Source organism: Jeotgalibacillus sp. JSM ZJ347 (assembly GCF_044383825.1).
Lineage (GTDB): Bacteria > Bacillota > Bacilli > Bacillales > Jeotgalibacillaceae > Jeotgalibacillus.
In genome coordinates this window covers 322,364-349,036 of sequence record NZ_JBISEN010000002.1, presented here as the reverse complement: position 1 = coordinate 349,036, position 26,673 = coordinate 322,364, and the positions used below count along the sequence as shown (strand labels likewise).

Genomic DNA, 26,673 nt, shown 5'->3' with positions numbered 1-26,673 from the left:
AATAATGGTTTTAATAAAACTTCTGATTAATATTTTGCAACTGTATTTCTATTAAAGTCAAAAGACAAATGTCTTTTCTATAAAAACACTTGTATTTTCTAGAAAGATTTTAATGACAAGTATACAAGGTTCCCGTCACCGTGTCACCCTTATTTGCTGAATATTTAAATTGGGAACGCTTACAAGTAATATTTTTTTAAAATTCGGATTGTAACGCTTTAAAAAGGGAAAGGTACAAGCATGACTTGATACAGAAAGGCAGTGAGATGAAATGGGTAAAGTATTATTAACGGGTGCTTCAGGTGGACTTGGGACTGTGTTGGCTCATGCGCTGAAAGATGATTTTGAATTAGTACTAACAAACCGTTCAACGTCTGATGAACTGCCGGAGGAGCTGCCGTTTATAGAAGCGGACCTGAACGATTACGAAGCGATCGAAGGGATTTTTAAGGAATATGATATAGAAACAATTCTGCATTTTGGCGGGCTGCCTGTGGAAAATGAATTTGAAGAGATTCTGGATGCAAATATCAGGGGCACATACCACATTTACGAAGCGGCAAGACAGCACGGTGTAAAAAGGGTCGTCTATGCAAGCAGTATTCACGCAGTCGGCTTTCTTCCTTCAGACGGCGCGCCTTATGATACAACGACTGAAACCCGTCCAGACACGTTTTATGGTCTGAGTAAAGTCTATAATGAAGACCTTGGTAAGCTGTATCATGATAAGTTCGAAATGGAGGTTGTGAACCTGCGGATATGCGGCTGTGTGGAAAAGCCGGATTCAAGAGAGCACCTGATGATCTGGCTCAGCTACGCAGACCTGACACAGCTTGTGCAAAAATCAATTACAGCTAATATCAATGAGGTTGTCACGATTTATGGAATTTCTAACAATAAGCAGAGCTTCTTTACAGTAGATCCTGATAATCCTCTTGGCTATGCGCCTGTTGATGATGCGAATGAATATTTGGATGAACTGCCGGATTCATTTGGGCACCCGGATGATTACAAGTATGTAGGTGGGCATGAGTTTGTGAAAAAGGATGCTGCAGAGGATTAATGTCATACAAAAGTTGCCGGACCACATTGGACCGGCAGCTTTTTTCAATTAGCTAACATCAGCGTTAGCTTCTTCCCATCTTCAACCATATCCCCATGAAAATCACCAATTCCAGGTATATTGATTGTTCTATTTCTGACAAGGGGCTTTTCCGTTAAATTCAGCTGCAGCTTATCCGCGTGTAAAATAGATTCAGAGTAATGCGTCAGGGCCGGCTGATTAATCAAGTATTCCTGCTCCTGGATCTGCATCGTGACAAAATACTGATGCAATAGCTGATGATCTATATTCACCATATTCATCGGGTCAAAGAATACCGCTCTCATCGGCCCTTCAATGGTAAGCTGATAGCCATCATAATTTGAAAATGACTGGATCGTTTTCAATCTTGACTCCTGCACCATACGGTAAATTCTCGACGCTTCCCTTTGCATGCTGTATTCACACTGTGAACTATTTCCGTCGCACAGACCTGTTTTTTCTTTAATACATTCATATAGCGTATATTCTTCATGGAAGTATTGGTGCTTCCATTCAGGATACAATTCATCAAGCAGCAGACACAGCGCAAGCCCTGAACTATAGCAGCTCTTTCTTAAATGCAGTTCAGCCTCTTCATGCTGAAGTAGCTTTTCCTTATAACAGCCTTCTACATCAATTCCCTCGTGAAGCGATGCATACGCCTTCATTTCAGCGTACCAGGCAGGCCCTTCAATTGTCTCAATGAGATTCTCATAATGAAGTGATTCACCAAGCAGTTCTCTTCGTTGTTCTCTCAATACGACAAAACGTTTTAACTGAGCAAGTCTGTCATGTTCTGAAATGGCATCAATCGCTGCACGCAGCACTGTCCGTTCTTCTAAACGGAGGCTGATATTCTCTTCAAGAAGCGGGTACTGAACACCCAGTAGTTCATCAGGAAAACGCTTCTCATCCATTAACGTCTGGTAACCGTGAAAAAGTTCATGCACTAAAGTGGCATAGTTCCCCTCAAAAGATCCCGGCTTTTCAACATTAACAATCGCTGTTGGAACATCTTTAAATAAAATCAGCGTATTACCGACAAAGCGCTTATCCCATTCAAAAATAAGCGGTTCATCCTTGCCCTGACAAATCGGATGATTGAATAAATACACATACTCCAAGTTATAAAGCGCGTAAGCAGTCAGCTTAAAGTCCGGCCATATCTGATTCAGATCTGCTGATTCTAACTGACTTTTGAGCTCTCTTGTAAAAGAAATCATCTGGACACCTCCGTTTCTCTCAATCTTCATCTTTTACATCATAACTCTCCGGAATCGGCTCATTCTTCCACTCTTCAATGAGTTCCTTTACCTTTTCCATCTGTTTTAAATGATGGTTAAATTGCTCTTTATTAATCAGATACTGCTGTCCGTCATGAACAGCTTTAATTTTATTTTCATAAATCAGCTGTATAATAAACTGCTCAGACACATCCAGATAGGCTGCTAATTCTTTTGTTGTAAGATACATTCTCTACACCCTTCATATGTCACGTATATTTCTCTCATTTACATAGGTAATTATACACTTAAACCCTATAAATATCACGTTTTAAATTTCTACGTTAAATGACAGCCACATGACCAATTCACTATTTTCCCACAATTTTAAAGCAGAGGCGCACTGTATAAACCGTAACAGCGCCCTCTGCCTGTATTCCCGCTATATTAAATCATAATCTTCTTATGATCTGTTATCCAAATTTGCTTTGGTTTTTTCCCATGTTTCCTGAATAAAATGATGGTACGGTGTTTCCGGCAAACCAGCCACTCTTGCTTTTGCCTGATCCGCATGAATCATTGCTGTTTCAGGGTCTCCTTTTTCAATGAGGCAGAGTGCCATATAGGCATCTGCAGTGGCAAGCATGGAGATGTCGAATGGGTGGTGGGCGAATATTGGGAATTCAAATCCTTTTAGCTCTTCATAAGCTTTATCACTATCCCCAAGACCTATATATGCTCTTGCCCGCTCCAGATTGACGTATCCACTATCCTCCATTGAGCCAAACATTTTGTCGTTTTTAATATCTTTTATCATTTGTAACGCTTTATCATGATTCTTTAAATATTCGTTTTCATAGTGAATTTCCAAGAAAATACTACTTACAATCCGATCTGCTCTTTCTGTAAAATCCGCAAACTGTCTAGATTTCATTAGTGTATAACGCCTTTTCTCATCATCACCATTCATTAGTGCGTTAAATGATGCCAAACGATAGATATCATCCATTAAGTAATAGATATTTTTACGTTTTGAAAACGCAATAATCTCATCTAATTTTTCAGTTCCTTCTTTATATCTTCCGACTGAATACAATAATAAAGCTTCTAGATGATCAGATTCAATCTGTACAAGTGGGTCCGATACCAGTTCACGCGACCTGTATTGATTCTTGTAACTCATTAATTCTTTTAATGCACTTTGATAATCATGCGTAATAAAAGTATTCAATACCATTCTCAGTTGGACTTTATATATTTCATGATTGAGGGAGAGCGACTGATAGTATTCAATCGCTTTTGTTAAATAATTTATTGCTTGCTCATGCTTTTCATCATTTAAATATGTGATACCGGCTATTTCATAAAAACGTCCGGTTTCATATGTTTTGGGAAGCTCTTCTTTTAAAATTACATTTAATTCATTTTTAATCCATTCAGCTTTCTGATTATATTCTTTTAAAGATCCTGCATTGTTTAGATTTTGCCTAGCCTCTTCTATTTCAACCAGCTTCTGCTTCATCTCTTCACTCGACTCTTCTGCCAACAGCAGCTGCACATTCACACCAAGCTGACTGGCAATATGCTGAAGGCTTTCCATAGAAGGGTTTGACCGGCTGTTTTCGATCAGGCTCAGCATCCCTTTAGACATTGCATCTCCTGCAACATCTACAAGCGTCATCTTTTTTTCTTTGCGTAATTTCCTTATACGTTCACCCAGACTGCCCATGCTGTTCACCCTCTACGATCTTTTTGTTTAATTATATTAAACTTTTCTGTTGATTACAAAGAAAAAGCGTGTTATGATTTGTTTAATTAAATTAAACTTTTAGAAAGAGGGGTTTGCATGACCGACCAGCAGCGACTGCAAAAAGCCACACGGAATTTGTTTTTCTTTACAGGCGGTGAGTTCATTGGCACAATTGGTGCTCACATTTATATGTTTGGAATCAGCTTCTTTGTCTTAACATTAACCGGCTCTGCTTCAAGTTTTGCTTTAACAGTTTTATGTTCAATGGTTCCAAGAATTATTCTCTCGCCTATTGCCGGTCATATAGTGGATCGACTGCCACGGAAGCGGGTCGTTGTGATCGCACACGCTTTGATGAGTGCAACGATGCTGCTGGTATTTTTCTATACGCTCTCCTTTGGATTAAATCTGCCAATCATTTATCTTACAGCTGTATTGCTCGCCATTTTTTCAACGTTCGCAGGAATTGGACTGACGGCTTCAATTGCCAGCTTTATTGATGAAGCGCGTATTCAGCGTGCAATTTCATTAACTCAATCGTCTAACTCACTTGCCGCTATTTTGGGTCCTGTACTGGGAGGTCTGATGTATGGATTCCTTTCGGTTGAAGCGTTCTTTCTCATTCATGCTCTGGCATATGGAACTGCGCTGATCTGCGAAATCAATATCGATTTCTCTCTTTATAAAAGACAATCAACTGATGAACATACTAAAAACGATGAGCCGATGATGGCCAGCCTAAAGGCAGGAGCTTCTTATGTAAAAAGGCATCGTGTTCTGCTGCCGATTATGCTGGTAGCGCTTTGGGTTAACTTCTTCTTTATGGCATCAGTCGTCGGACTGCCCTATATTACGATTGAAATACTTGGTGCTACCTCTGATCAGTTCGGGTTGATCGAAGCCATGTTTGGCGTTGGCACACTGGTTCTTTCTATTTATATTTCTACACGAAAAGAATTCACAAAGCCGATTCGCACGATGCGGTTTGGTATGCTGAATATCGGTATTCTATTCGCATTGCTTGCACTTCCAATGCTGGTCCCAATGGGTTCTCCAGGATTTATTATCTACTATATGGTGCTCGGCTTTTTGTTTGGTGGAAATCTGATGATGATCAATACGCCAATTATGGTTCTGATGCAAAAGACCACACCGGAGCATTACCGCGGAAGAGTGTTCGGACTGCTCGAAATGGTTGCTTCAGGGATCTCACCAATTGGGCTGCTCCTATTCGGATTTTTGTATGACGTGACTTCGCCGGTGCTGATTATTTTAGTCTCCTCAGTCTTTCTGATGATGGTGACAGTGATTGGCTTGAGACCTTCGAAGGTTGATGATGAAGTTGCTGCTGAAAAGATGATTGATGAAGAAGCAGTAAAAATTGTTGAGGCGTAAATGAAAAAAGCCGGGAGCGTCCCGGCTTTTTGCTATTCAGTCTCGTCCCGGATCTACAATGGCTGCTTCTTCCGGATCATGTTCGTCATGGAACATCTCACATAACAGTTTCGCACCCAGCTTACTGTACACTGTGCCGTTCCCGCCAAATCCAAGACAATAATAAATACCTTCCTGCTTAGGATCCTTACCGATAAAGGGAAGTCCATCCTCTGACTCTCCAAAAGCCGCTGACCATAAGTATTCAGCCTGGATGTCGAGGTCAGGGAAATGCTCTTTTATACGATTAATCAGTCGGTCTCCACGATCGCGCAGCTTTTCATCACTAACATCGGCGTCCATTTTGTCTTCATCAAGACCGCCGGCAATAATCCTGTCGTCTTCAGTGGTTCTCATGTAAAAGTAAGGACGTTTTGTTTCCCAGATCATCGCGCGGTATATCCACGACTCCAGGTCTTCAACTGGATTTGTCGTAATCGCATACGTCCGGTTCAATTCTCCGCCAAATCTGTCTGCCAGTGATTTCGCCTCATATCCAGTACAGTAAATGACGCGATCAGCAATGATTTTTCCTTCTGTTGTTTGTAACATATACTTGCCATCCTCTGTCTTGAGGCTTTCAAGCGGTGTATGTTCATAGATCTTAACACCGCGCGTTTGCGCACTTTCAAACAGTGCCCTGATCAGCCGGAATGGATTAACTTCTGCATCACCATGCGTCATAAGCGCCGCCGGTTTTCTGAACCCATACAGCTCTTCTATTTTATCAGCATCAAAATACTCGACTTCAAAGCCATGTGTTGTTAAAGCTTCATATTCTTTCTCCAGCTTTTCAATATCTGATTCGTCAGATGCATAATACAGGCTCGGCCTTCTGATAAAATCAACTTTTCCAGGTAAAGTGCCAGCTACCTTCTGCAGCTCCTCTACCGCATCCAGGCACATTTTATAAAACATGACGGCCTTCTCTTCACCGATTTCCTCTATAAATTCATGCAGCATTTTATCATTCGAGTACTGAAGCAGTCCGGTGTTTGCAGATGAGCTTCCTTCTCCCACACCGCCTTTATCCACTACTGCGACCTTTAACTGTGTGTGTGACAATTCTTCGGCGCAAAGCGCACCGGCCATCCCTCCACCAATAATCAGCACATCACAATGCTGTTCATCTTTTAATGCCGGAAATGAAACGTCCCTTTCTGCGGTTTCAGGCCAATATAATTTTCCATTATGTAATTCAGACATCTTTGCACTTCCTCTCTTTCTATTATTCATACCCTGCCAAACGGTTTTGCAAAACCCAAAAAAAACAAGCACAGAAGCGTGCTTATTTTCCGAAAATCTTCAGCATATTTTTGCCGGTGTCTTTTGCACTGTATAATGCTTCATCTGCCTGCTTGATCAGTTCACGTTTGTTTTTGCCGTGAAGCGGATAGATTGAGAGGCCCATACTTGATGTCACATCGAGCTGCTGACCGCGGATTCTGTAAGGCTTGCTAAGTGCATTTAAAATTTCTCCAGCTTTTCCTGTAGCATTTTCCTCATCAGAAATTTGTGGCAGCAGCACCAGAAACTCGTCCCCGCCAATCCTTGCTACAAGCTGGTCTTCATCCACCTCACTTCGAATCCGGTTTGCAAATAATTTCAGCAGATCATCTCCGGCATCGTGACCGAATGTATCATTGATTTCCTTAAAGTGATCCATATCAATATAAAGGAGCGCAAACTGCTGTTGATGCTCTTTTGCAGCTGCAATCGTTTCATCAATTTTTTCAGTAATATAGCGTCGGTTCGGAAGACCCGTCAGGCTGTCAGTGAAGGCCATTCTTTTTAATGCTCTCTCAGCCCGGTTACGCTGCGTCACATCCTGACCGACTTCATAGATTCCAATGGTTTCCCCATTCACTCTGATTGGAAGCGTTTTGACTTTCAACTCTACTTTCTTTCCTTCTTTATGAAACAACACCGCTGTATATTCAACAGATTCCCCCTCAAGCGTTTTTCTCATTGCTTCCCCATACTCATGGGCCTGACAATCAGTATTATTCGCTAGCAGGTGGCGATCCATCTGCAGAATTTCTTCTTTTGAATAACCTAAAATATCGTATACAGCCGCATTTACATTCTCCACGCAACCATGCTTATTAATCGCCCAAATCATATCAGGATTTGCATCAAAAAGAGATTTAAACCGTTCTTCACGCTCTCTTGCCTGCTTTTCCACTTTCTTTAAATGAGTAATATCTTTATACATGACAATTGCGTAAGACCTGTTATTTAACTTCACAGGACGGTAAGAGGCTAAGACTTCAATGACACTGCCGTCCTTACACTTGCGCTGGCGCTCCATATTTTCAAAAGCCTGACCGCCAAATAAAGATGCTAAGAAAGCCTCGTGTTTCTCCTGGTTATGTCCTGTGAAAAAAGGCGGAATCAGCACATCCCTGACTTCATCCTCCTGGTAGCCAAGCATTTCTTCAAAAGCCCGGTTCACTCTGTAAACCGAACCGTTTTCATTCATAAAAAAGATGGCATCAGACGCGTGATCCCATACAAGACCTAGTTCAGCTGAAGTTTTCGCCAGGTCTTCCTCAAGCTCTTTCCGCTCAGTTACATCTCTTGTAATTGACAAGACGTGCGTTACCTGATTCTCTTCATCTACAATTGGATTAAGTGTGGTCTCTCCAATCCACCCACCTTTTCCAATCAGCTCAAAATGCGTGTGAGACTTTGTATTTAATACCTCAATATATTTTTCTTCTATATACTTAGCCCGTTCCGGATCATATATATCTGCAAAACTGTTTCCGAGAATTTTTTCATCGAGACCAAGAATTTCTTTTCCACGCTCATTAATAAATTCATAGATAAATTCAGGACCTGGAAATACTTCAAGAATTAAAACAATGTCAGATACCCTATCCATCATCGTAATAAATGGGTGTATGTTGTTTTCATATTTCTGTTTCATATCTTTAACCTCCGCCCATCTGACATAGTACTTTTATCATACCACTATTAAACAAAAGTTAAGCGTGCCGATAGGCTTATAAAGTATGTTTTCAAAAATTTCTCACTTATTTATTTTTCATAGCAAAAGAAACGCCCTTTATAAGGGCGCCTCTATTATTCTTTATGCTTTTTGGAATTGTTCTGTTTCTGTAGATCCTGATAGAGCAGTCGTTGATGATGTACCACCTGAGATGACCATTGATACCTCATCAAAGTAACCTGTACCAACTTCCCGCTGGTGACGTGTTGCTGTGTAACCATTCTCTTCTGCATCGAACTCTGCCTGCTGCAGTTCAGAATAAGCACCCATTCCGCGTGCTTTATAACCACGCGCCAGTTCAAACATGCCATAGTTCAGTGAATGGAAGCCTGCAAGTGTAACGAACTGGAATTTGTAGCCCATTTTACCAAGCTCCTGCTGGAACGTTTCAATCGTTTCATCATCCAGCTTCTTTTTCCAGTTGAAAGAAGGTGAACAGTTATAAGCAAGCAGCTTGCCAGGGAACTTCTCATGAATCGCTTCAGCAAATCTGCGTGCCTCATCAAGATTCGGTTCAGATGTCTCACACCAGATCAGATCTGCATAAGGTGCATATGCAAGACCTCTTGCAATCGCCTGATCAAGTCCGTCATTTGTACGGAAGAATCCTTCAGGTGTGCGTTCACCTGTAATGAACTGATGGTCGTATGGATCAACGTCGCTTGTAATCAGATTCGCTGCGTTTGCATCAGTACGGGCAATAATCACTGTCGGTACACCCATTACATCTGCTGCAAGTCTTGCTGAGATCAGGTTTTTGACTGCTGTCTGCGTTGGAAGAAGTACTTTACCTCCCAAGTGTCCGCATTTCTTTTCTGAAGAAAGCTGATCTTCTAAGTGAACGCCGCCTGCTCCTGCTTCGATCATCGCTTTTGTTAATTCAAATACGTTCAGGTTGCCCCCAAAGCCAGCTTCCATATCTGCTACAATTGGGGCGAACCAGTATGTATCGCCCTTTCCTTCAGCCTGCTGAATCTGATCAGCACGCTGAAGCGTCTGGTTAATTCTTTTGACAACCTGCGGCACACTGTTTGCCGGATATAAACTTTGATCCGGATACATGTGACCTGAAAGGTTTGCGTCTGCTGCAACCTGCCAGCCGCTCAGATAAATGGCCTTTAGACCCGCCTTTACTTGCTGCATTGCCTGATTTCCAGTCAGTGCGCCAAGTGCATTAATATAATCTTCCTCATGCATCAGCTTCCAAAGTCTTTCTGCACCCATTCTTGCAAGCGTCTGTTCTATGACAACTGACCCTCTCAGTTTGATTACATCTTCCGGAGTGTAAGGGCGCTGGACCCCTTCCCAGCGCTCCCCCTGCCAGTTTTGCTCTAGCTCTTCAACCTGCTGATTGTTTGTGTTTGTCATGACTTCCATCCCCTTTTGTATTATTACAATTCTTTTATTTTAAATTTGTTATATAACACACATTCCAAAAAAATTAGTCTACATCAGAACAGCATTCAATTGCATCCTTGAAAGTATCATATTCCATCCCGCAGGCTCTGCAGTGATTCAGTTCAATTGGCTCTTCACGCTTTCTGAATACAACAACGTCTGAGATCTGTTCTGGTACGATTTCAATTTCGCCTGTCGGGTGATGATGTAGGCGATGCGCTTCATTTCCATAAACGAATAGCGTACCGTCCATTTCACAGTTTGTTTTGCCATTCATCAGTTGCTGGGTTACCCACTTTTCGATCAGTTCCTGGTTGGTTGTACCTGTCATTTGAGTTTGCATTTGTCATCCCTCCAAATGGTTTTGTTTTCCTTTGATTGATATTAATATATAACAGCGTGATTTATTTTGCAACTGTTTTATAACAGAAAATTTAAATTTTTTTGAAAATGGGTTTTTCTTATTAGGTTGGCGCGGATCGCAGCTCCAGGCGGACGCTTTCCGCAGGGCCGGCGGTGAGCCTCCTCAACGCTGCGCGCCTGCGGGGTCTCACCTGTCCGGCTTCTCCTGCTGGAGTCGCCGCCTTCCGCTGCGATCCGCGCTGCAATTCATAATAAGTTTAGCTCGATACATTAATTATAAAATTTTTACTCCCTAACTTTATGACTCCTTCAAAGCCAGCATCTTCTCTTTATACTCTAACCGTCTTTTATGCAGAATCGGTTCTGTGTAGCCGCTTGGTTGTTTTGTACCTTCGAAAATGAGTTCTTTTGCTGCCTGGAACGCAACGGAATTTCCGAAGTCTTCACTCATTGGCTGGTAGGCAGGGTCGTTAGCGTTTTGATGGTCAACGATTTTTGCCATTTTCTCCAGCATTTGAACGACCTGCTGTTCTGTCACAATGCCATGCTGCAGCCAGTTTGTGATGTGCTGGCTAGAGATGCGCAGCGTAGCGCGGTCTTCCATAAGGCCCACGTTATGAATATCCGGCACTTTTGAGCAGCCAATACCGTGTTCAACCCAGCGAACGACATAGCCAAGTAGACCCTGGGCGTTGTTTTCAAGTTCCTGTTCGATTTCTTCAGCTGTCCACTGCTGATCTGCAAGCGGAATGGTCAGTAATGCCTGCTTACGGTTTGTGATTTTGCTGCGAAGTGATTCCTGAATGCTTTTCACCTGTAATTGATGGTAGTGCAGGGCATGCAGTGTGGCTGCGGTTGGTGACGGAACCCATGCTGTATTACCCCCAGCTTTCAGATGACCGGTTTTCTGCTCCATCATTTCCTTCATTCTGTCAGGCATCGCCCACATACCTTTTCCGATCTGCGCTTTACCCGGAAGCCCGCATAACAGCCCGTTGTCTACATTCGATTTCTCATACGCATTCAGCCACACAGACTGTTTCATTTCACCTTTTCTGATTACAGCCCCTGCCTGAATAGACGTATGGATTTCATCACCTGTGCGATCCAGGAAGCCTGTATTAATAAAGACAATTCGATCCTTAACCGCATGAATACAGTTTTTCAGATTCAGCGTTGTTCTTCGTTCTTCGTCCATGACGCCAATTTTAATCGTATGACGTTCAAGCCCAAGCAGATCTTCTACTGCATTAAACAATCTGTTTGAAAATGCAACTTCTTCGGATCCGTGCATTTTCGGTTTAACAATATAGATAGAACCCTCTTCAGAATTTGTCCGCTTCCCTTTTATATCATGCAGCGCAATGAGGCTTGTAATCACTGCATCCGCGATTCCTTCCGGGACTTCATTCCCATTTCTGTCAAGCAGCATACCATTTGTCATCAAGTGACCAACATTTCTGATTAAAAGAAGTGAACGGCCTCTCAGCTTCAGATCACTGCCGTCCTGACCTGTATAATAGCGATCATCAGAAAGCGTCCGGTGAACCGTTTCCCCGCCTTTAACGAATCTTTCTGTAAGCGATCCCTTCATCAGTCCAAGCCAATTCCTGTAGACAAGCACTTTATCTTCAGCATCTACTGCTGTAACTGAATCTTCACAGTCCATAATGGTTGTCAGTGCAGCTTCAATACATACGTCTTTTACACCTGCCTTGTCAGTCCTGCCAATCGGATGCTGATGATTAATCCTGATATCAATATGCAGATCGTTATGCTGTAATAGTACAGCTGTCGGATGGTCTGCTGAGCCCTGATGCCCTCTAAAAGCGTTCGGATCTTGCAAAGCTGTCTTCCCATTACTTGTATCAACTGACAACTGTCCATTTTTGATGAAATAACGTGTTACTTCTGCGTGTGACCCATTTTTAAGGGGAATCGCTTCATCCAGGAATTTTTTCGCATAGGCAATGACCAGTTCTCCACGTTCAGGATTATACGAAGTCCCTCTTTCAGCACCATTCTCCTCACTGATCACATCTGTTCCATACAGCGCATCATACAGGCTTCCCCACCTCGCATTTGCAGCATTGATCGCATAGCGCGCATTATTAACAGGCACCACAAGCTGAGGCCCCGCCTGACTAGCAATTTCCTGATCAACATTCTGAGTCGTGATGTGAAAATCCTCTGTTTCATCCTCAAGATAACCTATTTCTTTTAAAAAGCTTTCATATGCATCGCGCTCATTTGGCCATTGATGTGAGTGGTGCCATTCATCGATTTTCTGCTGCAGCTCTTCCCGCTTATGTAACAGCTGTCCGTTTTCAGGTGCAAACGCGTGAACAACCTCACTGAAACCACTCCAGAAATCCTCACTCTTTACCCCTGTACCAGGCAGCGCTTCTTTTTCGATAAATTCATATAGTGCAGGGTTCACCTGCATGCCGCTTTTATTCATGTAGTATTCCTCCTTTTGTTATATAACAGTTTATTTAGTTATTTATTATTATATAACAAAAGATTTGAAATTCAACTGTTATCTAAAATTTCTAAAAGTAATGGCATCTTTTGCTTTATTTGTGTAAACTATATTTTGTTATTAGTTAACTCATTTAAAGGGGAGAATTCAGATGTCATCCAGTCGTTTAAGAATGTATCTATTCAGCAGTATAATGGCAGCAGTGACGGCAATCTTTGCACAGATTGAAATTCCGCTTCCGCTCGTACCAATCAGCGGACAGACACTTGCAGTCGGGATTGCTGCAACCATTTTAGGTAGCAGGTACGGTGCTTTTTCAATGATCATCTATATGATGCTAGGTATCATCGGACTGCCTGTTTTCGCAGGATTTGCAGGAGGCGCACACGTAGTGGCGGGACCTACCGGAGGATATATCATCGGTTTTATTGCAGCAGCATTCTTTACTGGTCTATTCTTAGAAAAAACAGCTTTCACCTATAAAATGGCGATCATCGCTAATCTGATCGGTATGATCGTCACGCTGACATTCGGTGCGATCTGGCTTAAGCTTCTTCTTGACTTGTCATGGCCGGCAGCACTTGCAGCAGGCGTAACACCGTTTTTAGCAGTAGGTGTGATTAAGGCTTTGCTCGCAGCGTGGATAGGGATTGCTGTGAGGGAGAGGTTGAAGAGTTCGCAGATGAGTTTTGGGGAGGCGGCTTAAACAACCAACGTTAGATGTTTACTTAATAAGCTAATTTAGCAGATTCTCACTTGATTGAGGGTCTGTTTTTTAACTGTTGTTCTCTAAAAAGAAAAAAATATAAATTTGTTCTTTATTAAGAATTATATTAATGTTATAATTTTTTTCAAATCATGATCAATATGAATCCAGGGGGTGGAAGCATTGACAGCTCAGCCAAGCAACCGCTTAAATTTAATTCAGCTATCAAGAGCACTCGTTCCTTTAATGGTAATGACATTCCATTTGTCAGAAAGTATATATGGGTATTATGAATTTAGTTTTATGTCACTTCATGAGCTACCTATATCAGGAGGTGTAAATTTTTTCTTCGCACTTTCCGGTTTTATGATGTTTTATTTGTATAAAGATAAATTGACAAAACGGAGCGAATGGAAACCCTTTATACTGAATCGGGCAATCCGTATCTATCCTTTGTATTGGATTATCACCATTAATTATTTGCTCTTTTGGTTTTTCTTTCATGAAAACATATGGGGAAACAGTGCGTTTGATACACAATCTATGATTACCTCTATTTTTCTTATTCCAGTCCCAAATCAGAGTGATCCATATTTGATTGTAGCCTGGTCTTTAGTATTTACTGTATTTTTTTATCTCATGTTTAGTTTTTCATTTTTACTGTCCAGACAGAAAATAATCATTTTTTATTCAATATGGGCATTTCTTTCAATCGCATTTTATTCTGGTATGATTGATCTGAATGTTTTTCCAATTCATTTCATATTCAGTTTAAGCAGTCTGATCTTCATGGCAGGAATGCTGGCAGGATTCATTGTCAGCCGAAGCTTACTCAATATAAAAACAAGTATGCTATTAATTGCTGCCGGTATACTGATGTTTCCTTTTACCTGGGTAAATTATTTACATGATTGGTTTTACGTCGATTTTGATTTCAGCACAGGGTTAGCATCATTTCTTCTCATTATCGGTCTTGCTTCAATAGACATCCAGGTAAAATTACAGCTTCCAGCATTTTTAAATATGCTCGGAAATGCAGCTTTTTCAATTTACCTTTTTCATAACACTGTGCTTGATCTCACCATGGAATATTTTTATCAGCTCGGTTTTTATAATACAATTGGAGCTCCAGGAATTATGATGCTTATTTTTATCATTATGATACTGAGTGGAGTTCTTGTTTATCATTTTATGGAGAAACCTTTGGTTAAAATCCTGAGATTATTCTTGACCAGGTCCTATAAAAGGACAACTCATCTTCCTCCTGAACCTAAAACAGCTTAAAATAAATAAGAGGTACTGTCTGACTGCACGATTGAGCAGTCAGACAGTACCTTTTTAATGAAAATGTTTTTTACGAAACTTAAGATACAGCTGAAATTCATTAAATTCCTTTTTTGACATTCCCTCCTGCACCCCTTTTTTCAGCAATCGGACCCATTCATCATCGAGCTCTTCCATGTAAAAATTATCATTTACTGAAGGCTCATCTTGTCCTCCAATGAGATCATCAACTGTAGTACCTAAGGTTTCAGCAATTTTTGATAAAACAGAAAGAGATGGATTTTTCTTTTTATGATTTTCCAGATTAGATAAATAAGATTTTGAAACATTTGCTTTAGCAGATAATTGAGAAACTGAATAACCATGTTTTAGTCTTAGCATTCTGATCTTGTTCCCAATCATTTTCATTTCCCCTTCAATCTTTTAAATTCATTATAACGAACGATATAAAAATAGAAAGTGTTTTTTAAAGAAATAACCTTTATAGTTCTTAATAAAGAATAAAATAAGCAAATATACCTACCAATTTTCACTTCAAGCGTGATATACTCTGATATATATGTTCTTCATAAAGAACATATTGTTCCTTGAAAAGTAAAAAAGACTCCAGGGTTGTTTTTATTAACCAATAAAATTCACATCAGGAGGATCGATATGGACAATAAATTCTTTAATAAGAACAAAAAGAACGCTTTTATTGCTATTGTTTTGTTTATCCTGATTGGCTCTGCTTTACTGAATTACGCTACTCCAGCCTCTGCAAATGATGATACCTCTGAAATCAAGCCGTTGGTTCTTTATTCTACTAAAGATAGTGAAGTGAACGAGTATATCCGGATGCTAGATTTGACAGTCGGAGCAGCCGCTGAAAGCGTAGAGTATAAAAGTGTCAATCAGGTCACTGAAAAAGATTTTAAAGGGATAACTCACTTAATTTATTACGGCTTCAGCAGAAATCATATAACGAAGCCCGCTCTAAAATTAATTGAAGAGTTTAATGGACCGATCTTTTCAATCGGACATAACGTTCATCAAATTGATGCTCATTATGAGTTTCTCACTTTTGGAAGCAAATATGAAATTACTTCCTACCTTAAAGAAGATGGTATCACCAAAACTCATGTGCCATCACGAGGAATAGCAAAGCGTATTACGACTGACACAGCTACTGAAATATTGGTGCGTGGACTTGAATATGATCACATGACAGCTCATCCTGTTTTAGTTAAAAAAGGAACATCCTACTATTTTAGTATGATTCATTATTCTTATCCTGAAGCACTGGTTGCGGGGTCTGCAATTAAAGATTTTCTCGGTATACAGGAGGCTCAGACAAGACTAGGGTATATCCGGCTTGAAGATGTGCACCCGTTAGTTGATCCAGAAAACCTTAAAGCGACCGGAGAGATCTTTGCTGAGCATAACATACCGTACATGATCGCGGTGATCCCGGTATATACAGATCCCGAAACAGGCAGAGAGACACATTTTTCTGACTCCCCGAAGCTATTAAAGGTACTAAAAGATATGCAGGATAAAGGTGGAAGTATTGTTCTCCACGGATACACCCATCAATTCAGAAAGAGCGAGACAGGGGAAGGATTTGAATTCTGGGATGTAGAAAATGACCGCCCAATCTATGCAGAAGCTGATAATGAGAATTTTGTATTAAAAGCCCGTTCCGACTTCCCTTCAGCACAGGCTTATGAAAAATATATGGATCGATTAAAAGCATTTGAATCAAATTATATTCGCTCAAGAATTACACGCGGGATTCAGGAGCTGACCAATTATGGTTTGTATCCACTGGCATTTGAAGCACCGCACTATACCATGTCGCAGAATGGTTATCATACAGTGGCAGAATTCTTTAACACTTATGTCGGACAGATTCAGCTGAGTGATAAAAACTGGGAGACTATGGATTCTTCCCCATTTGTTACAAAACCATCATTACTTCCCGGTCTTGAAGTATTACCGGAGACACTTGGTTATCTCCCGGAAGATGATCCCGACGCTTTGGCGGTAATGCAGGAAAAAGCAGCGTTGATTCAATTGACTGAGGACGGAATCGCTTCTGCCTTTTATCATCCGTACTTAGGACCCGAGGGTTTACTAGATGTAATTGAAGTAATGTCTAGTATTCCAAATATTGATTGGATTGATTTAAAAGAAAAAGAGATTACAGTTCAAGCTGAAAATATCGTGATTTCAACTGAAGATGGGCAGGTTGTAACTGATATCCAAACTGCTGGTCTGCTAATGACATCTTTTGATTTCCCACTTTATCACATACATGAATGGGTAAAAACTCTTTCATGGGTGATCGCATTTACAGGGCTTGGTATGGTCACACTTTTCATTATATTTATTGGTATCAGAAGACGTCACATCAATGAAATCGAGGAGGTTTAACGTATGGGGGATTTACTCGTATACATCTCATTATTTTTAATCTGGGCAATGCTATTTTATCACGCATTTCTTATGCTTGGGGGTTATTTACATCACTCAAAGTATATGGACTTTAAACGCCTGATCAGTAAAAATCCACCTTCTCTTCCTGTAGTCAGTGTACTGATACCTGCTCACAACGAAGAAGTCGTCATTGACGATACCTTGAGAGCCATGACAAAATTGCAATACCCTAAAGATAAACTTGAAATCATCTTAATCAATGACAATTCTTCTGATCAGACAGGAGCAATCGGGGAGAAGTTTTCTTCCCAGTTCCCATATATTAAAACGGTTCATACACGGCCTCCATACTCAGGTAAAGGAAAGTCATCTGCACTGAATTATGGTCTGACTAAATCCAGAGGCGAAATGATCGTTGTCTATGATGCGGATAATCTTCCTGAACCTGATGCAGTTATGAATCTGGCACTGGCACTTGCAAACGATAAAAAAGCCGGTGCTGTAGTTGGTAAATTCAGAGTGATCAATGCAGGTAAAAACCTGCTAACAAGATTAATTAACAGTGAGACATTAACATTCCAGTGGCTTGCTCAGGCCGGCAGATGGTATTGGTTCAAAATGGCGACAATCCCGGGAACCAACTTCGCAATCCGCAGAAGCATCCTTGAAAAATCAGGCGGATGGGATGAAAAAGCTCTATCTGAAGATACTGAACTAAGTATCAGAGTCTATAATATGGGATTTCATATCCGTTTCTTCCCGGCTGCCATCACGTGGGAGCAGGAACCTGAGAATCTTCGGGTTTGGTGGAAGCAGCGCACGCGCTGGGCACGTGGAAACTTATATGTCATTCTGAAATACTTCCTTCAATTCTATAAGCTTGAGAGTAAAAAGGTTTTACTGGATCTCTTTTACTTCTTATTTACGTATTATCTGTTCTTTGGTGGTGTGCTGTTATCACATGGAATTTTTATCACAAATCTCTTTTATGACCTGGAACTGACGATCGGACCAGTCTCTTACATGCTATTAATCGCCGGTTTTCTGCTTTTCGTAACTGAGGTTTGTCTGGCATTAAGTCTTGAAAAAGACCAGCTGACAAAGAAGAACTTTGTAACAGTGTTATTCATGTACTTTACTTATTCACAAATGTGGGTCGTTCTGGTTATCTATGCATCGTTCCTTGAAGCGAAGCGGGTTATGCTCAAGCAGGAATCTGTATGGTATAAAACACAGCGCTTTAAGCAGCCTGCTGAGAAGAATCATGCATCATAAATCTAATAAACTGGAGGAATTCGTATGAGAATTTTATTGATTGCAGATAATATCGCAGAACTTGATTCACTAATTGCATTTGGAGACCTGTTTTCAACTGATTCTTGTAATGAATTAACAGCCATTGTTTCATTAGGCTTTACAAAAGAGCATCATAATGTGCCTGTATACTCACTTTATCTTGATGAATCCTGTGATTGGGATGAATATAGCGCTAAGGATATGATCAAAAGAATCGATCCGATTGTTAGCTATGAAAAGCCCGATTTGATTGTTGTCGGGGGCGCCTCCCCCGCTGCCTTAGCAGGAGTGTATTCAGCATTCAGTCATAAGGTCCCTGCCGGGTACATGAATTTAAAAGCTGCCAGATTTGATGACATGAACAATGCAGGTCAGTCAGAAAATGAAGAGCTCATTATCAGGCTAAGTAAATACTGCCTGCTCACCTCAGAACAACAAAAAAAATATTCAGGGAACCTTCCTTTCAGCGATAAAGAAATATTCATTACTTCCATCGCCTGATATAAAGGTCAGATCCGGAAGATGAGGTGTAGTAATGAAATTAAAGATTAGCTTAGTTATTTTATCGATTTTACTAGTCGGAGGGGGAATTTCTATTTTCCTGCAGACAGGGAAGTCTCATAAAAATGATACAGAACACTTTATCCGGAAATGGCTGACAAATGAGAATGACACACTTGCAACTTATATTCAGCGGCGCACACCGATTGATGAAGACCTGACGGCCGGGAGGGAAGCGTTAGCCGAATCACTTGGTTTATGGATGCAATACAGCCTTGCAAAAGATGATCAGGTCCTATTTAGAGAGGCTTATAGGCTTCTTGACGACAATTTTCTCGATGCATCTGGATTTATTTACTGGAAGCTCGATGAGTCAGGCAGCAAAAATGTAGTGGCAAACGCCCTGGTAGATGATCTCAGGATTGCTCACATGTTAATGAATGCACACTTAAAATGGAATAATCTTTCATATTTAAAAGCTGCACAAAATATCAGCCTGTACTCGACAAAGCACAACGTCCGGAATCAGTACTTAACTGATTTCTATGATAAAGAAATTGACCTTGCAGGGCAGTACCTAACTCTTTCTTATGTGAAAACGGATGCTTTGAACATAATGAAAGAAAACAGGTTTATTACAGAAGAAATCTACACAAAAACAACAAATGTACTGATAAACGCACCTTATCAGGGACCATTTTTACCTAAGAGATTTCACATCGAGTCTGAGGAATATGAGTATGACGAAGAAATCAATATCGTAGATCAGTCGATTGCTGCTTATTATGCTCAGCTGGAAGGGAAGAAAACTGAAGATTTCTATCGATTTATTAGTGGAGAAATGAGAGAAAACAATAAAGTTTATGGAAAATACCACATTGATTCACTAGATGCTGTAGTAGATTATGAGTCTCCTGCCATATATGGCTGGCTTATTCTATATATGATAGAGTATGGAGATCATGCATTAGCAAAAGATATATACGAACGAATGACAGATTTCCGAAAAGCGAGAGGAAAATACAAAGGCGGATATTCTGTATACGATGATGATACCCATATTTTTGATAACCTGTTACCTTTGATTTCAGAACAGGAGCTACTTAATCATAAAATAGTTAAATAAACGGGCTGCCATTCAGGCTGCCCGTTTATTTAACTATATATATTTATCAAATTAAGTGTTATATTTCTGATTTTTCCACCATTCCCCTTTCAATCAGTAACTTACTCTTTTTGAATTTTAAAAACTCGCTAAACTCTAAAAAGTCTTTTTTTGACATTCCTTCTTTTATACTTTCTTCTATGAGAGTCAGCCACTCCGGGTCAAGATTTCTCTTTTCAAAATCAATTTCTTTATCAACCAGATACTCCACAGGTACGCCGAGCGTGGTGGAAATCTTTGATAAAACGAATAATGAAGGATTACTTTTTTTATTGTTTTCAAGGTTTGACAGGTAGGATTTTGAGACATTTGATCTGGATGCTAGAAGAGAGACGGAGTATCCTTTTTTCAGCCTCAAATATTTGATTTTGTCCCCAATCATTTTCACTTCCCCTTTAATTGATTTAGACGCCTCATACTACTTACGCAAGATTAATACGTCACTGTATTTTTCGCTTCAATTGTGCGGATTACTTCTTTCAGGTACTGTTCAAATTCGCTTTTAATGGAAATATCATTGAGTGCAAATTCAATCGTTGTTTTTATGAAACCAAGTGTTTCCCCGACATCATAACGGATGCCTTCGAAATCATATGCGTATACTTCCTGTAAATGGTTTAGCTTTTCAATTGCGTCCGTCAACTGGACTTCTCCGCCTGCCCCGGTCTCCTGGTTTTCAAGAAGGCTGAAGATTTCCGGTGTCAGAATATATCTGCCGAGAATGGCGTAATTCGATGGTGCAGTACCAGGCAGGGGTTTTTCTACAAACCCTTTAACATGAATCATTCTTTCGTCTCTGCCTGCAGGATTGATAATGCCATAACGGTGCGTTTCTTTTTCTTTTACCTGCTGTACGCCAATGATTGAAGTGCCGGTCTGTTCAAACTGATTCATCAACTGTTTGATACAAGGGACACTGCTCTTTACAATATCGTCACCAAGCAATACAGCAAAAGGTTCATTCCCGATAAATTGGCGGGCACACCAGACTGCATGACCCAGCCCTTTCGGCTCTTTCTGTCTAATATAATGAATATTTGCCAGGTTAGATGTAAATTTCACCTTTGCCAGCAGATCGAATTTCTCTTTTTCTATCAGATTCCTCTCAAGTTCTGATGCATAATCAAAGTGATCTTCAATCGCTCTTTTTCCTTTACCGGTTACAATAATAATATCCTCAATTCCTGCAGCCACCGCTTCTTCCACAATATATTGAATGGTCGGCTTATCAACAATCGGCAGCATTTCTTTTGGCATAGCCTTAGTGGCCGGTAAAAATCTCGTTCCAAGACCCGCAGCCGGGATAATCGCTTTTTTCACTTTTTGCATCTTCATCTCCTCCTCTTTTAAGTGTTTTCTCCGCTCTTAGACATTTCCTGCCATGCATACCCGCTTCCTGTGAACACGCATATATAGATCCTGTCGCTTCCACCGCGTTCAACAAGTATCATTTTCCCTCTCCATGATGCTGAAGGTTCCGGCAGCTCTGTTGCTGTGTAGACACCCATTCCATCAAAGTAACTCTGATCGTTCAGCCTTGTCAGTATGGGGGTTCCATCTTCATTCAACAGAAATTGGTTTTGTAGCAGCTCATCTTTATCTGTTTTAAAACCTGTTAACTCGAGGCGTCCTTCTGTACTGTCCCGGGTATGCAGGAGTGAAAGCGTTCCACCTGTTTCTTCATTGGATTCTGCATAAAATGTATCGGCTGATACCATTGAGTTCCACTTCATTGTAAAAATCGAAGAATTTGCTTCAATTTCGTTGTCATATGCACGTCCCCCGACGATTTTTATATTTGAGTCGTTGATATCAAAAAATGTATTGTTTTCATTTCGCAGGTTATTTCCTTCGATATGTGGACTGATGACAACAACATTAAAGCAGTAGTCGAATTGAAATGCAGTGTCTATATTCGCCCACTCTGCATTCAGCTGAATCAACGTCATTTCACTGGCACGCTCAAAGACAAAAGGCACAACTTCCGCTTCATAACGGTTGTCTCTTAGGCCATTGGATGTGTAAATATTCTCTATTACACTTCCTGTATTTCCGCCCTGTGGAGGCACCAGATGAATCGCATTTTTAGCATACTGATAAATATAAATATTTCTCATATTCACTGAGAATGCATAGTTTTCTTTGTCCTGTGAAATGTAAAAGCCTCTGTAGACTGATACCATATGAATACTTTCAAAGACCGAATTAGCAACCTGTTCTTCAAACTGAATGGCATTTCGCTTCGTATATTCCCGCTGATCCCAGCCTTCATAACTGAGCCCAAGGTTTCTGACGTCATTTTTCGAACCGGTAATTCTGAAAATCGGCTCATTTGCAGTACTGTGAATCACAGCTGTATCCATCCCTGACCCTTCCACTCTTTTTGAGTCCACTTCGATTGAACCGGTAATCAGATAAGTACCTGTTGGAAAATAGATGTGGTCATTTTCTTCGATCGCTGTTCTGATCGCTTCTGTATCATCATGTTCACCGTCTCCAATTGCACCGTATTCCTTCACATTCACATAAGCAGTATCTGAGCTTTCCGGCCTGGGATCCATCGTGCCTTGTGTTTTTTCATCCTCCGGCCAGAGAGAGATCAGCGCGATGACTCCACTGAACAGAACAAGCGTAATCATTAATTTTTTCATTTACTCGCCGCCTTATATTGATTCAGCACTTTCTTTTCCGTTTCAAGCCAGGCGTTAAGTGCTGTCGTTTCTTCGATATAGACATCTTTCATTGTGATCAACTGTCCTTCTTCTATATCATTAAGCAGTACTGCATTTTCAAATAGACCGATCGGTAAGTGACCCTCATGATCTTTAATTCTTACTGCTTCTCCTCTGACATCAAAGCTGCCGTTAGCTGATTGAACCTTTTCTCCTTTACTGATTGCTCTTTTAGCGATTGATCCTACACTGACTGAAGGGAGTGTAGAATTATTGAGCAGTACGCCCCCACCATCCATAACCCTTCTGATTGTTTTAACAATTTCAAGATGACACAAGTGATAGTTCTGGACGAGCGTATAAAATGGACCGGGACCAAGCTTCAAATATTCCAGCGCGCCTTGCTGATCCTCTTCATGCTCGGCGGTAATAAAAACGCCCGCAGGACCTTTTGGACATAAGACATAGTCACTGATCGGTGCACCATGCTGCTTTGCTTTTTCAGCGAGGTATTCACCACCTGATTTAATGTCTTCAGCAGAAGGTCCCAGCAACCCGTCCTGATAAATATCCGCTTCAAGGCCATTTGAAATGAGGGCCTGCTCAATCTGAACTTTTGTTCCATCAGTGAATGAAGTCACTTTCGGAAGGCTCAAGTTATTGCGCTTGCTCCAATACATCATTTCTTCGCGATCCGGATTCAGGTTGATAAAACCTTTGATGTTTCCGTATACGATTGGTTTAAAGCCCATCTGCATAATGTCTTCACGCAAAGCTGCAATACATCCCGGCTGATCTCCTTCAGCTTCAGTAATAAACCCTCTTTCAGATAGATAGGATCCTGACGTGACATGCAGCTCAGCGTTCATCGTAACGACAGGAAGTCCTGCTGCGAAAGCCCGTAATACAACTTCTGTTCCGTAGATCGGATCTCCACTGCACTCTACAATCAAGTCTGAACTGGCTACCAGTCTGTCTATTTCATTTGTCAGCTTGTCCTGATAAGGGAATGAATGAAAGTCATTCAGATTTCTTCTCGTCAGCACACTCGTTACTGTCATATCTTTTTGCAGATGGAGCGCCTTAATTAGCCCCGATGCGATAAATCCAGTCCCTGCAATTCCTACTCTTGTTTGTAAGTACATCTTCTACACCCCTCAATTGTTAATGATCCTGCACCGATTACACTAGTTTTCTTGCAGGTCTGAGTCTGACAATTTCTTTTCTGACCAGGCTGTATATACCTGTGAAGTCTGCATAGCCTTTTATGCGAAGTGCCCTGTATACGCTGACCATCATATAGACCTGCGCCAGTGTCCCCGCTATTAAAAATCCAAGCGCTACTCCCACTCCTCCATAATGCTGACCTGCTAAGGCTGCTGCAGCCATAGAGATGAATCCTGTGATGATCGTAATCATCATCAGTTTTCTCTGATAACCGGTCATGGCCAGCAGATTCGCTGCTGTACCGCTCCAGATCACCAGCAGATGCTTTAAAGCCAGCAGAAACAGAATCAGTGCCCCATTACCGTATACTTCAGATCCGAAAATAAGCGTCAACAATACGTCTCCCAAAAGTACAAATACTATAAAAAGCAGGAATGCCGGTATAAAAGCTAATGCAGTGACAGTCCTGAGCGTTTTTTCAAATTCTTTTATTCTGCCGGCTGCGAACTTACTCGCAATCATCGGCTGTGTGACAGAGTTCAATATAATAAAAGGCATCGACATCAGAATCGCCAGCTTAGCTGCCGCTCCGTAGATCGCAATATCATGCTGGTTGCCGATCATACTGATCATCCAGATATCAGCCTGTGTGATAAAAAAGTAGCTAAGAGCTGTAATCATAAATGGCAAGGTAACCGGCATAATCTTTTTCAATGTGAGTGTCGGTTTCCGGCTGAAGTGCTGGTCTGTTTTTAAAACGGAAAGTTTTTTGATCAGCACAGCCAGACCAATTACATTGGATAAGGAAATAGCAGTGATCCACAACACAATGACAGAGTGAATAGATAAACTGTACCAGTCAAATCGGCTAATGATTGTGAGCAGTGCAATAAATATGACTGTAGAAGAAAGTCCGCCAAAGATCGTTGCAAACTTAATATTCTGGAATCCTCTAAATGACTCTCCTATGAGCACTTGAAAACCATTGGAAATCATCCAAAAAATCAATACCAGTGTAATCGCTGTCAATCCTTCAATGTTGAAAATGACCGATGCAATCACTTTGGAACTGAGGTAGTATAACACTCCGACCGCTGCTGATCCGGCAAGAGTACCAAGAAATGCTGTCCTAATCATGTACAGAACGTTTTCAGGTCTGTTTTGGGCCAGACTATCTGCTACGTACTTTACCACTGTCTGTTCAAAGCCGGCGGTTGCTACGTAGGCGCCAAAGATCGCAATATTAAATACAAGGAAGTATAAACCAAGCTCTTCTGTCAGCAGGATCCTTGCAAGTGTTGCATTGATCACCAGCGTCATAATGGAAGTAGAAAACTTTCCCAGAAACGCCCAGATGCCGCCTGTTCTAATCGTCCTGCCGTCTTTTTTTGTCACCACGTCCGCTCACCACCTTTTATTCCTTAATCTATTTTTGCATTAATTACTTTTAAGTGGTGCCAAGTTTCACAAACTTGCTCAGCTTCCTGCTCTTTTTTCTCCAGGCTGTTTTTCACCGCTAGCGTTCCAAGTATAAAGCACACATAAATGGTTGTTGTCTGAAGAAGAGAAGCTGTCAGAAATGAATAATTGATGAATAGTGCCAGTGTTAAAATCTTGTGATGTGTAATTGAAAAGAACGTATAGACAATAAAGATCGTGAAGAGAATCCCGCCGATGATTCCGTATTCAACGAGCAGCTTGATATAAGCAATCGGATGAGCTGTAATATGAGAAGGAGATAATTCATCAAACGTGTAGTTAGCTGAATAATATTCCTGTACACTTCCTGCTCCGTAACCAAAAATGACTGTTGAGGTATCTTCTGTTCGGAAAAACTCACCGTAAGCCTGCCATGGTGCGATGAATCTGACGTGGCCACTTGTTCTTGGTGTATTAAACTCTTCCAGCCGTTCGACAAAAATGTCACCGTACCCCTGTGCGAACATAATATAAACTGAAATGCCGCAGATCAGTGTAACCAGAAAAAACTGGACGGGCTTCATTTTGATCAGCAGCGGAACTGCCACAATCGCCAGAATAATGAACCCGGTACCTGAAAACGCGAGTAGCATTCCGATAAAGAATAGCAGCATCACGATAATTCTCCGTTTTGTGATGAATTCGATCACAAGTCCGATTGCCAGCATTTTTGAAAAGAAAGATGGTTCCAGCATAAACATGCCATTTGCTTTAATAACCGGTGAATCCCAAGACATCGGGTTAAGCGTATTATAATCCTGTAGTATGAACTGTTCAGGCAGCGACTGAAGGGGATCATAAAATCCTGATCCTGTAAACTGGGCTGCATATTGTCCAATGCCGATAATAGCAACGATAATCATCATTGCCTGATAAGTAGATAGAATATAATCCAGACTGCCTTTCTTTCTGTGAATAAAAAGCAGCGGTAAGTAAAAAACAATGACAGAGAGCAGAGAAGCAACACCTACTGACTTGAGTTCCATCAGTGCGTAAAGACTGACAAGGCTCAATCCGCTGACTGCCAATAGAAACAATGTCAGTCTCCTTTGATCTATTTCGATTGTGTTGAGGACATATAGCACTGTGATCGAGAGCAGAGACAATAAAAAGACCGGGGAAAGCTGAATGTCACCTATTGTAATGGCAAATCTCTGTAAGAATATTAAACTGAATAAGATTAAAAAGATAAAAAATTTTTCTTTATGAGAGACCATCGCTTCATTCATACTTTCCCC

23 protein-coding genes are annotated in these 26,673 nt (G+C 40.9%); 8 read left to right on the top strand and 15 right to left on the bottom strand.

The genetic code is table 11. From position 1 onward, the window contains the following. Positions 1 to 271 precede the first annotated feature (271 nt). Entirely contained in the window at positions 272 to 1,063 is a 792-nt protein-coding gene (locus ACH6CZ_RS07565; protein WP_374096824.1) for an NAD-dependent epimerase/dehydratase family protein, read from the top strand. A 44-nt stretch (positions 1,064 to 1,107) separates the two neighbouring features. Here the strand turns inward: ACH6CZ_RS07565 and ACH6CZ_RS07560 are convergent, their stop codons facing one another. The 3 genes from ACH6CZ_RS07560 to ACH6CZ_RS07550 form a co-directional block, all read right to left on the bottom strand. Further along, the gene (locus ACH6CZ_RS07560) at positions 1,108 to 2,307 is read right to left on the bottom strand and encodes a peptide ABC transporter permease (protein ID WP_374096823.1); all 1,200 of its coding nucleotides are present in this window, start codon (positions 2,305 to 2,307) and stop codon (positions 1,108 to 1,110) included. Between the two features lie 19 nt (positions 2,308 to 2,326). Then, positions 2,327 to 2,557 carry an excisionase family DNA-binding protein gene (locus tag ACH6CZ_RS07555; RefSeq protein WP_374096822.1) on the bottom strand — a complete coding sequence of 77 codons (231 nt, stop codon included), beginning with the start codon at positions 2,555 to 2,557 and terminating at the stop codon, positions 2,327 to 2,329. A 213-nt stretch (positions 2,558 to 2,770) separates the two neighbouring features. Continuing rightward, positions 2,771 to 4,036: a helix-turn-helix domain-containing protein gene (locus ACH6CZ_RS07550; protein ID WP_374096821.1), complete on the bottom strand. Its 1,266-nt coding sequence runs from the start codon at positions 4,034 to 4,036 to the stop codon at positions 2,771 to 2,773. Between the two features lie 117 nt (positions 4,037 to 4,153). Here ACH6CZ_RS07550 and ACH6CZ_RS07545 point away from each other — a divergent pair, with 117 nt between their 5' ends. After that, on the top strand, positions 4,154 to 5,452 hold the full coding sequence (locus ACH6CZ_RS07545; protein ID WP_374096820.1) for an MFS transporter: 1,299 nt from the start codon (positions 4,154 to 4,156) through the stop codon (positions 5,450 to 5,452). A 36-nt stretch (positions 5,453 to 5,488) separates the two neighbouring features. On the opposite strand, the gene ACH6CZ_RS07540 is transcribed toward ACH6CZ_RS07545, so the two are convergent. The 5 genes from ACH6CZ_RS07540 to ACH6CZ_RS07520 form a co-directional block, all read right to left on the bottom strand. Continuing rightward, positions 5,489 to 6,697 (bottom strand): NAD(P)/FAD-dependent oxidoreductase, encoded by a 1,209-nt coding sequence (locus ACH6CZ_RS07540; RefSeq protein WP_374096819.1) that lies wholly within the window; start codon positions 6,695 to 6,697, stop codon positions 5,489 to 5,491. A gap of 82 nt (positions 6,698 to 6,779) precedes the next feature. Next, positions 6,780 to 8,423 carry a sensor domain-containing protein gene (locus ACH6CZ_RS07535; protein ID WP_374096818.1) on the bottom strand — a complete coding sequence of 548 codons (1,644 nt, stop codon included), beginning with the start codon at positions 8,421 to 8,423 and terminating at the stop codon, positions 6,780 to 6,782. A 162-nt stretch (positions 8,424 to 8,585) separates the two neighbouring features. Further along, the gene (gene aceA / locus ACH6CZ_RS07530; RefSeq protein ID WP_374096817.1) at positions 8,586 to 9,872 is read right to left on the bottom strand and encodes an isocitrate lyase; all 1,287 of its coding nucleotides are present in this window, start codon (positions 9,870 to 9,872) and stop codon (positions 8,586 to 8,588) included. A gap of 73 nt (positions 9,873 to 9,945) precedes the next feature. After that, complete coding sequence (locus ACH6CZ_RS07525) at positions 9,946 to 10,245, bottom strand: hypothetical protein (RefSeq protein ID WP_374096816.1); 300 nt, start codon at positions 10,243 to 10,245, stop codon at positions 9,946 to 9,948. A gap of 318 nt (positions 10,246 to 10,563) precedes the next feature. Next, the gene (locus ACH6CZ_RS07520) at positions 10,564 to 12,726 is read right to left on the bottom strand and encodes a malate synthase G (protein WP_374096815.1); all 2,163 of its coding nucleotides are present in this window, start codon (positions 12,724 to 12,726) and stop codon (positions 10,564 to 10,566) included. A gap of 172 nt (positions 12,727 to 12,898) precedes the next feature. On the opposite strand from ACH6CZ_RS07520, the gene ACH6CZ_RS07515 reads away from it, so the two are divergent. Next, positions 12,899 to 13,453: a biotin transporter BioY gene (locus tag ACH6CZ_RS07515; RefSeq protein WP_374096814.1), complete on the top strand. Its 555-nt coding sequence runs from the start codon at positions 12,899 to 12,901 to the stop codon at positions 13,451 to 13,453. A gap of 183 nt (positions 13,454 to 13,636) precedes the next feature. After that, positions 13,637 to 14,737: an acyltransferase family protein gene (locus ACH6CZ_RS07510; RefSeq protein ID WP_374096813.1), complete on the top strand. Its 1,101-nt coding sequence runs from the start codon at positions 13,637 to 13,639 to the stop codon at positions 14,735 to 14,737. Between the two features lie 54 nt (positions 14,738 to 14,791). Here the strand turns inward: ACH6CZ_RS07510 and ACH6CZ_RS07505 are convergent, their stop codons facing one another. Further along, positions 14,792 to 15,139, bottom strand: a complete 348-nt coding sequence (locus tag ACH6CZ_RS07505) for a helix-turn-helix domain-containing protein (protein WP_374096812.1) — start codon at positions 15,137 to 15,139, stop codon at positions 14,792 to 14,794. Between the two features lie 252 nt (positions 15,140 to 15,391). Between ACH6CZ_RS07505 and ACH6CZ_RS07500 the strand changes: the two genes are divergently transcribed. Genes ACH6CZ_RS07500 through ACH6CZ_RS07485 form a run of 4 tightly spaced genes read left to right on the top strand, consistent with a single transcriptional unit; the run spans position 15,392 to position 20,078 of the window. Beyond that, entirely contained in the window at positions 15,392 to 17,152 is a 1,761-nt protein-coding gene (locus ACH6CZ_RS07500) for a DUF2334 domain-containing protein (protein WP_374096810.1), read from the top strand. Positions 17,153 to 17,155: 3 nt separating this feature from the next. Further along, positions 17,156 to 18,430, top strand: coding sequence for a glycosyltransferase family 2 protein (locus tag ACH6CZ_RS07495; protein WP_374096809.1), 1,275 nt, complete (start codon positions 17,156 to 17,158; stop codon positions 18,428 to 18,430). A 24-nt stretch (positions 18,431 to 18,454) separates the two neighbouring features. Further along, complete coding sequence (locus tag ACH6CZ_RS07490; RefSeq protein ID WP_374096808.1) at positions 18,455 to 18,952, top strand: hypothetical protein; 498 nt, start codon at positions 18,455 to 18,457, stop codon at positions 18,950 to 18,952. Between the two features lie 34 nt (positions 18,953 to 18,986). After that, entirely contained in the window at positions 18,987 to 20,078 is a 1,092-nt protein-coding gene (locus ACH6CZ_RS07485; RefSeq protein WP_374096807.1) for a glycosyl hydrolase family 8, read from the top strand. 58 nt (positions 20,079 to 20,136) lie between these two features. On the opposite strand, the gene ACH6CZ_RS07480 is transcribed toward ACH6CZ_RS07485, so the two are convergent. From ACH6CZ_RS07480 to ACH6CZ_RS07455, 6 genes are read right to left on the bottom strand one after another with little or no spacing between them, the layout of a single operon-like run. After that, complete coding sequence (locus ACH6CZ_RS07480; protein ID WP_374096806.1) at positions 20,137 to 20,499, bottom strand: helix-turn-helix domain-containing protein; 363 nt, start codon at positions 20,497 to 20,499, stop codon at positions 20,137 to 20,139. A gap of 50 nt (positions 20,500 to 20,549) precedes the next feature. Continuing rightward, on the bottom strand, positions 20,550 to 21,446 hold the full coding sequence (galU, locus tag ACH6CZ_RS07475) for a UTP--glucose-1-phosphate uridylyltransferase GalU (protein WP_374096805.1): 897 nt from the start codon (positions 21,444 to 21,446) through the stop codon (positions 20,550 to 20,552). A 17-nt stretch (positions 21,447 to 21,463) separates the two neighbouring features. Beyond that, the gene (locus ACH6CZ_RS07470) at positions 21,464 to 22,768 is read right to left on the bottom strand and encodes a glycosyl hydrolase family 28-related protein (RefSeq protein WP_374096804.1); all 1,305 of its coding nucleotides are present in this window, start codon (positions 22,766 to 22,768) and stop codon (positions 21,464 to 21,466) included. Further along, positions 22,765 to 23,934, bottom strand: a complete 1,170-nt coding sequence (locus ACH6CZ_RS07465; RefSeq protein WP_374096803.1) for an NAD(P)-dependent oxidoreductase — start codon at positions 23,932 to 23,934, stop codon at positions 22,765 to 22,767. The genes ACH6CZ_RS07470 and ACH6CZ_RS07465 overlap by 4 nt, the downstream gene beginning before the upstream one ends. A gap of 37 nt (positions 23,935 to 23,971) precedes the next feature. Then, on the bottom strand, positions 23,972 to 25,354 hold the full coding sequence (locus tag ACH6CZ_RS07460; RefSeq protein ID WP_374096802.1) for an oligosaccharide flippase family protein: 1,383 nt from the start codon (positions 25,352 to 25,354) through the stop codon (positions 23,972 to 23,974). 23 nt (positions 25,355 to 25,377) lie between these two features. After that, the gene (locus ACH6CZ_RS07455) at positions 25,378 to 26,664 is read right to left on the bottom strand and encodes an O-antigen ligase family protein (protein ID WP_374096801.1); all 1,287 of its coding nucleotides are present in this window, start codon (positions 26,662 to 26,664) and stop codon (positions 25,378 to 25,380) included. Between the last annotated feature and the right edge of the window lie 9 nt (positions 26,665 to 26,673).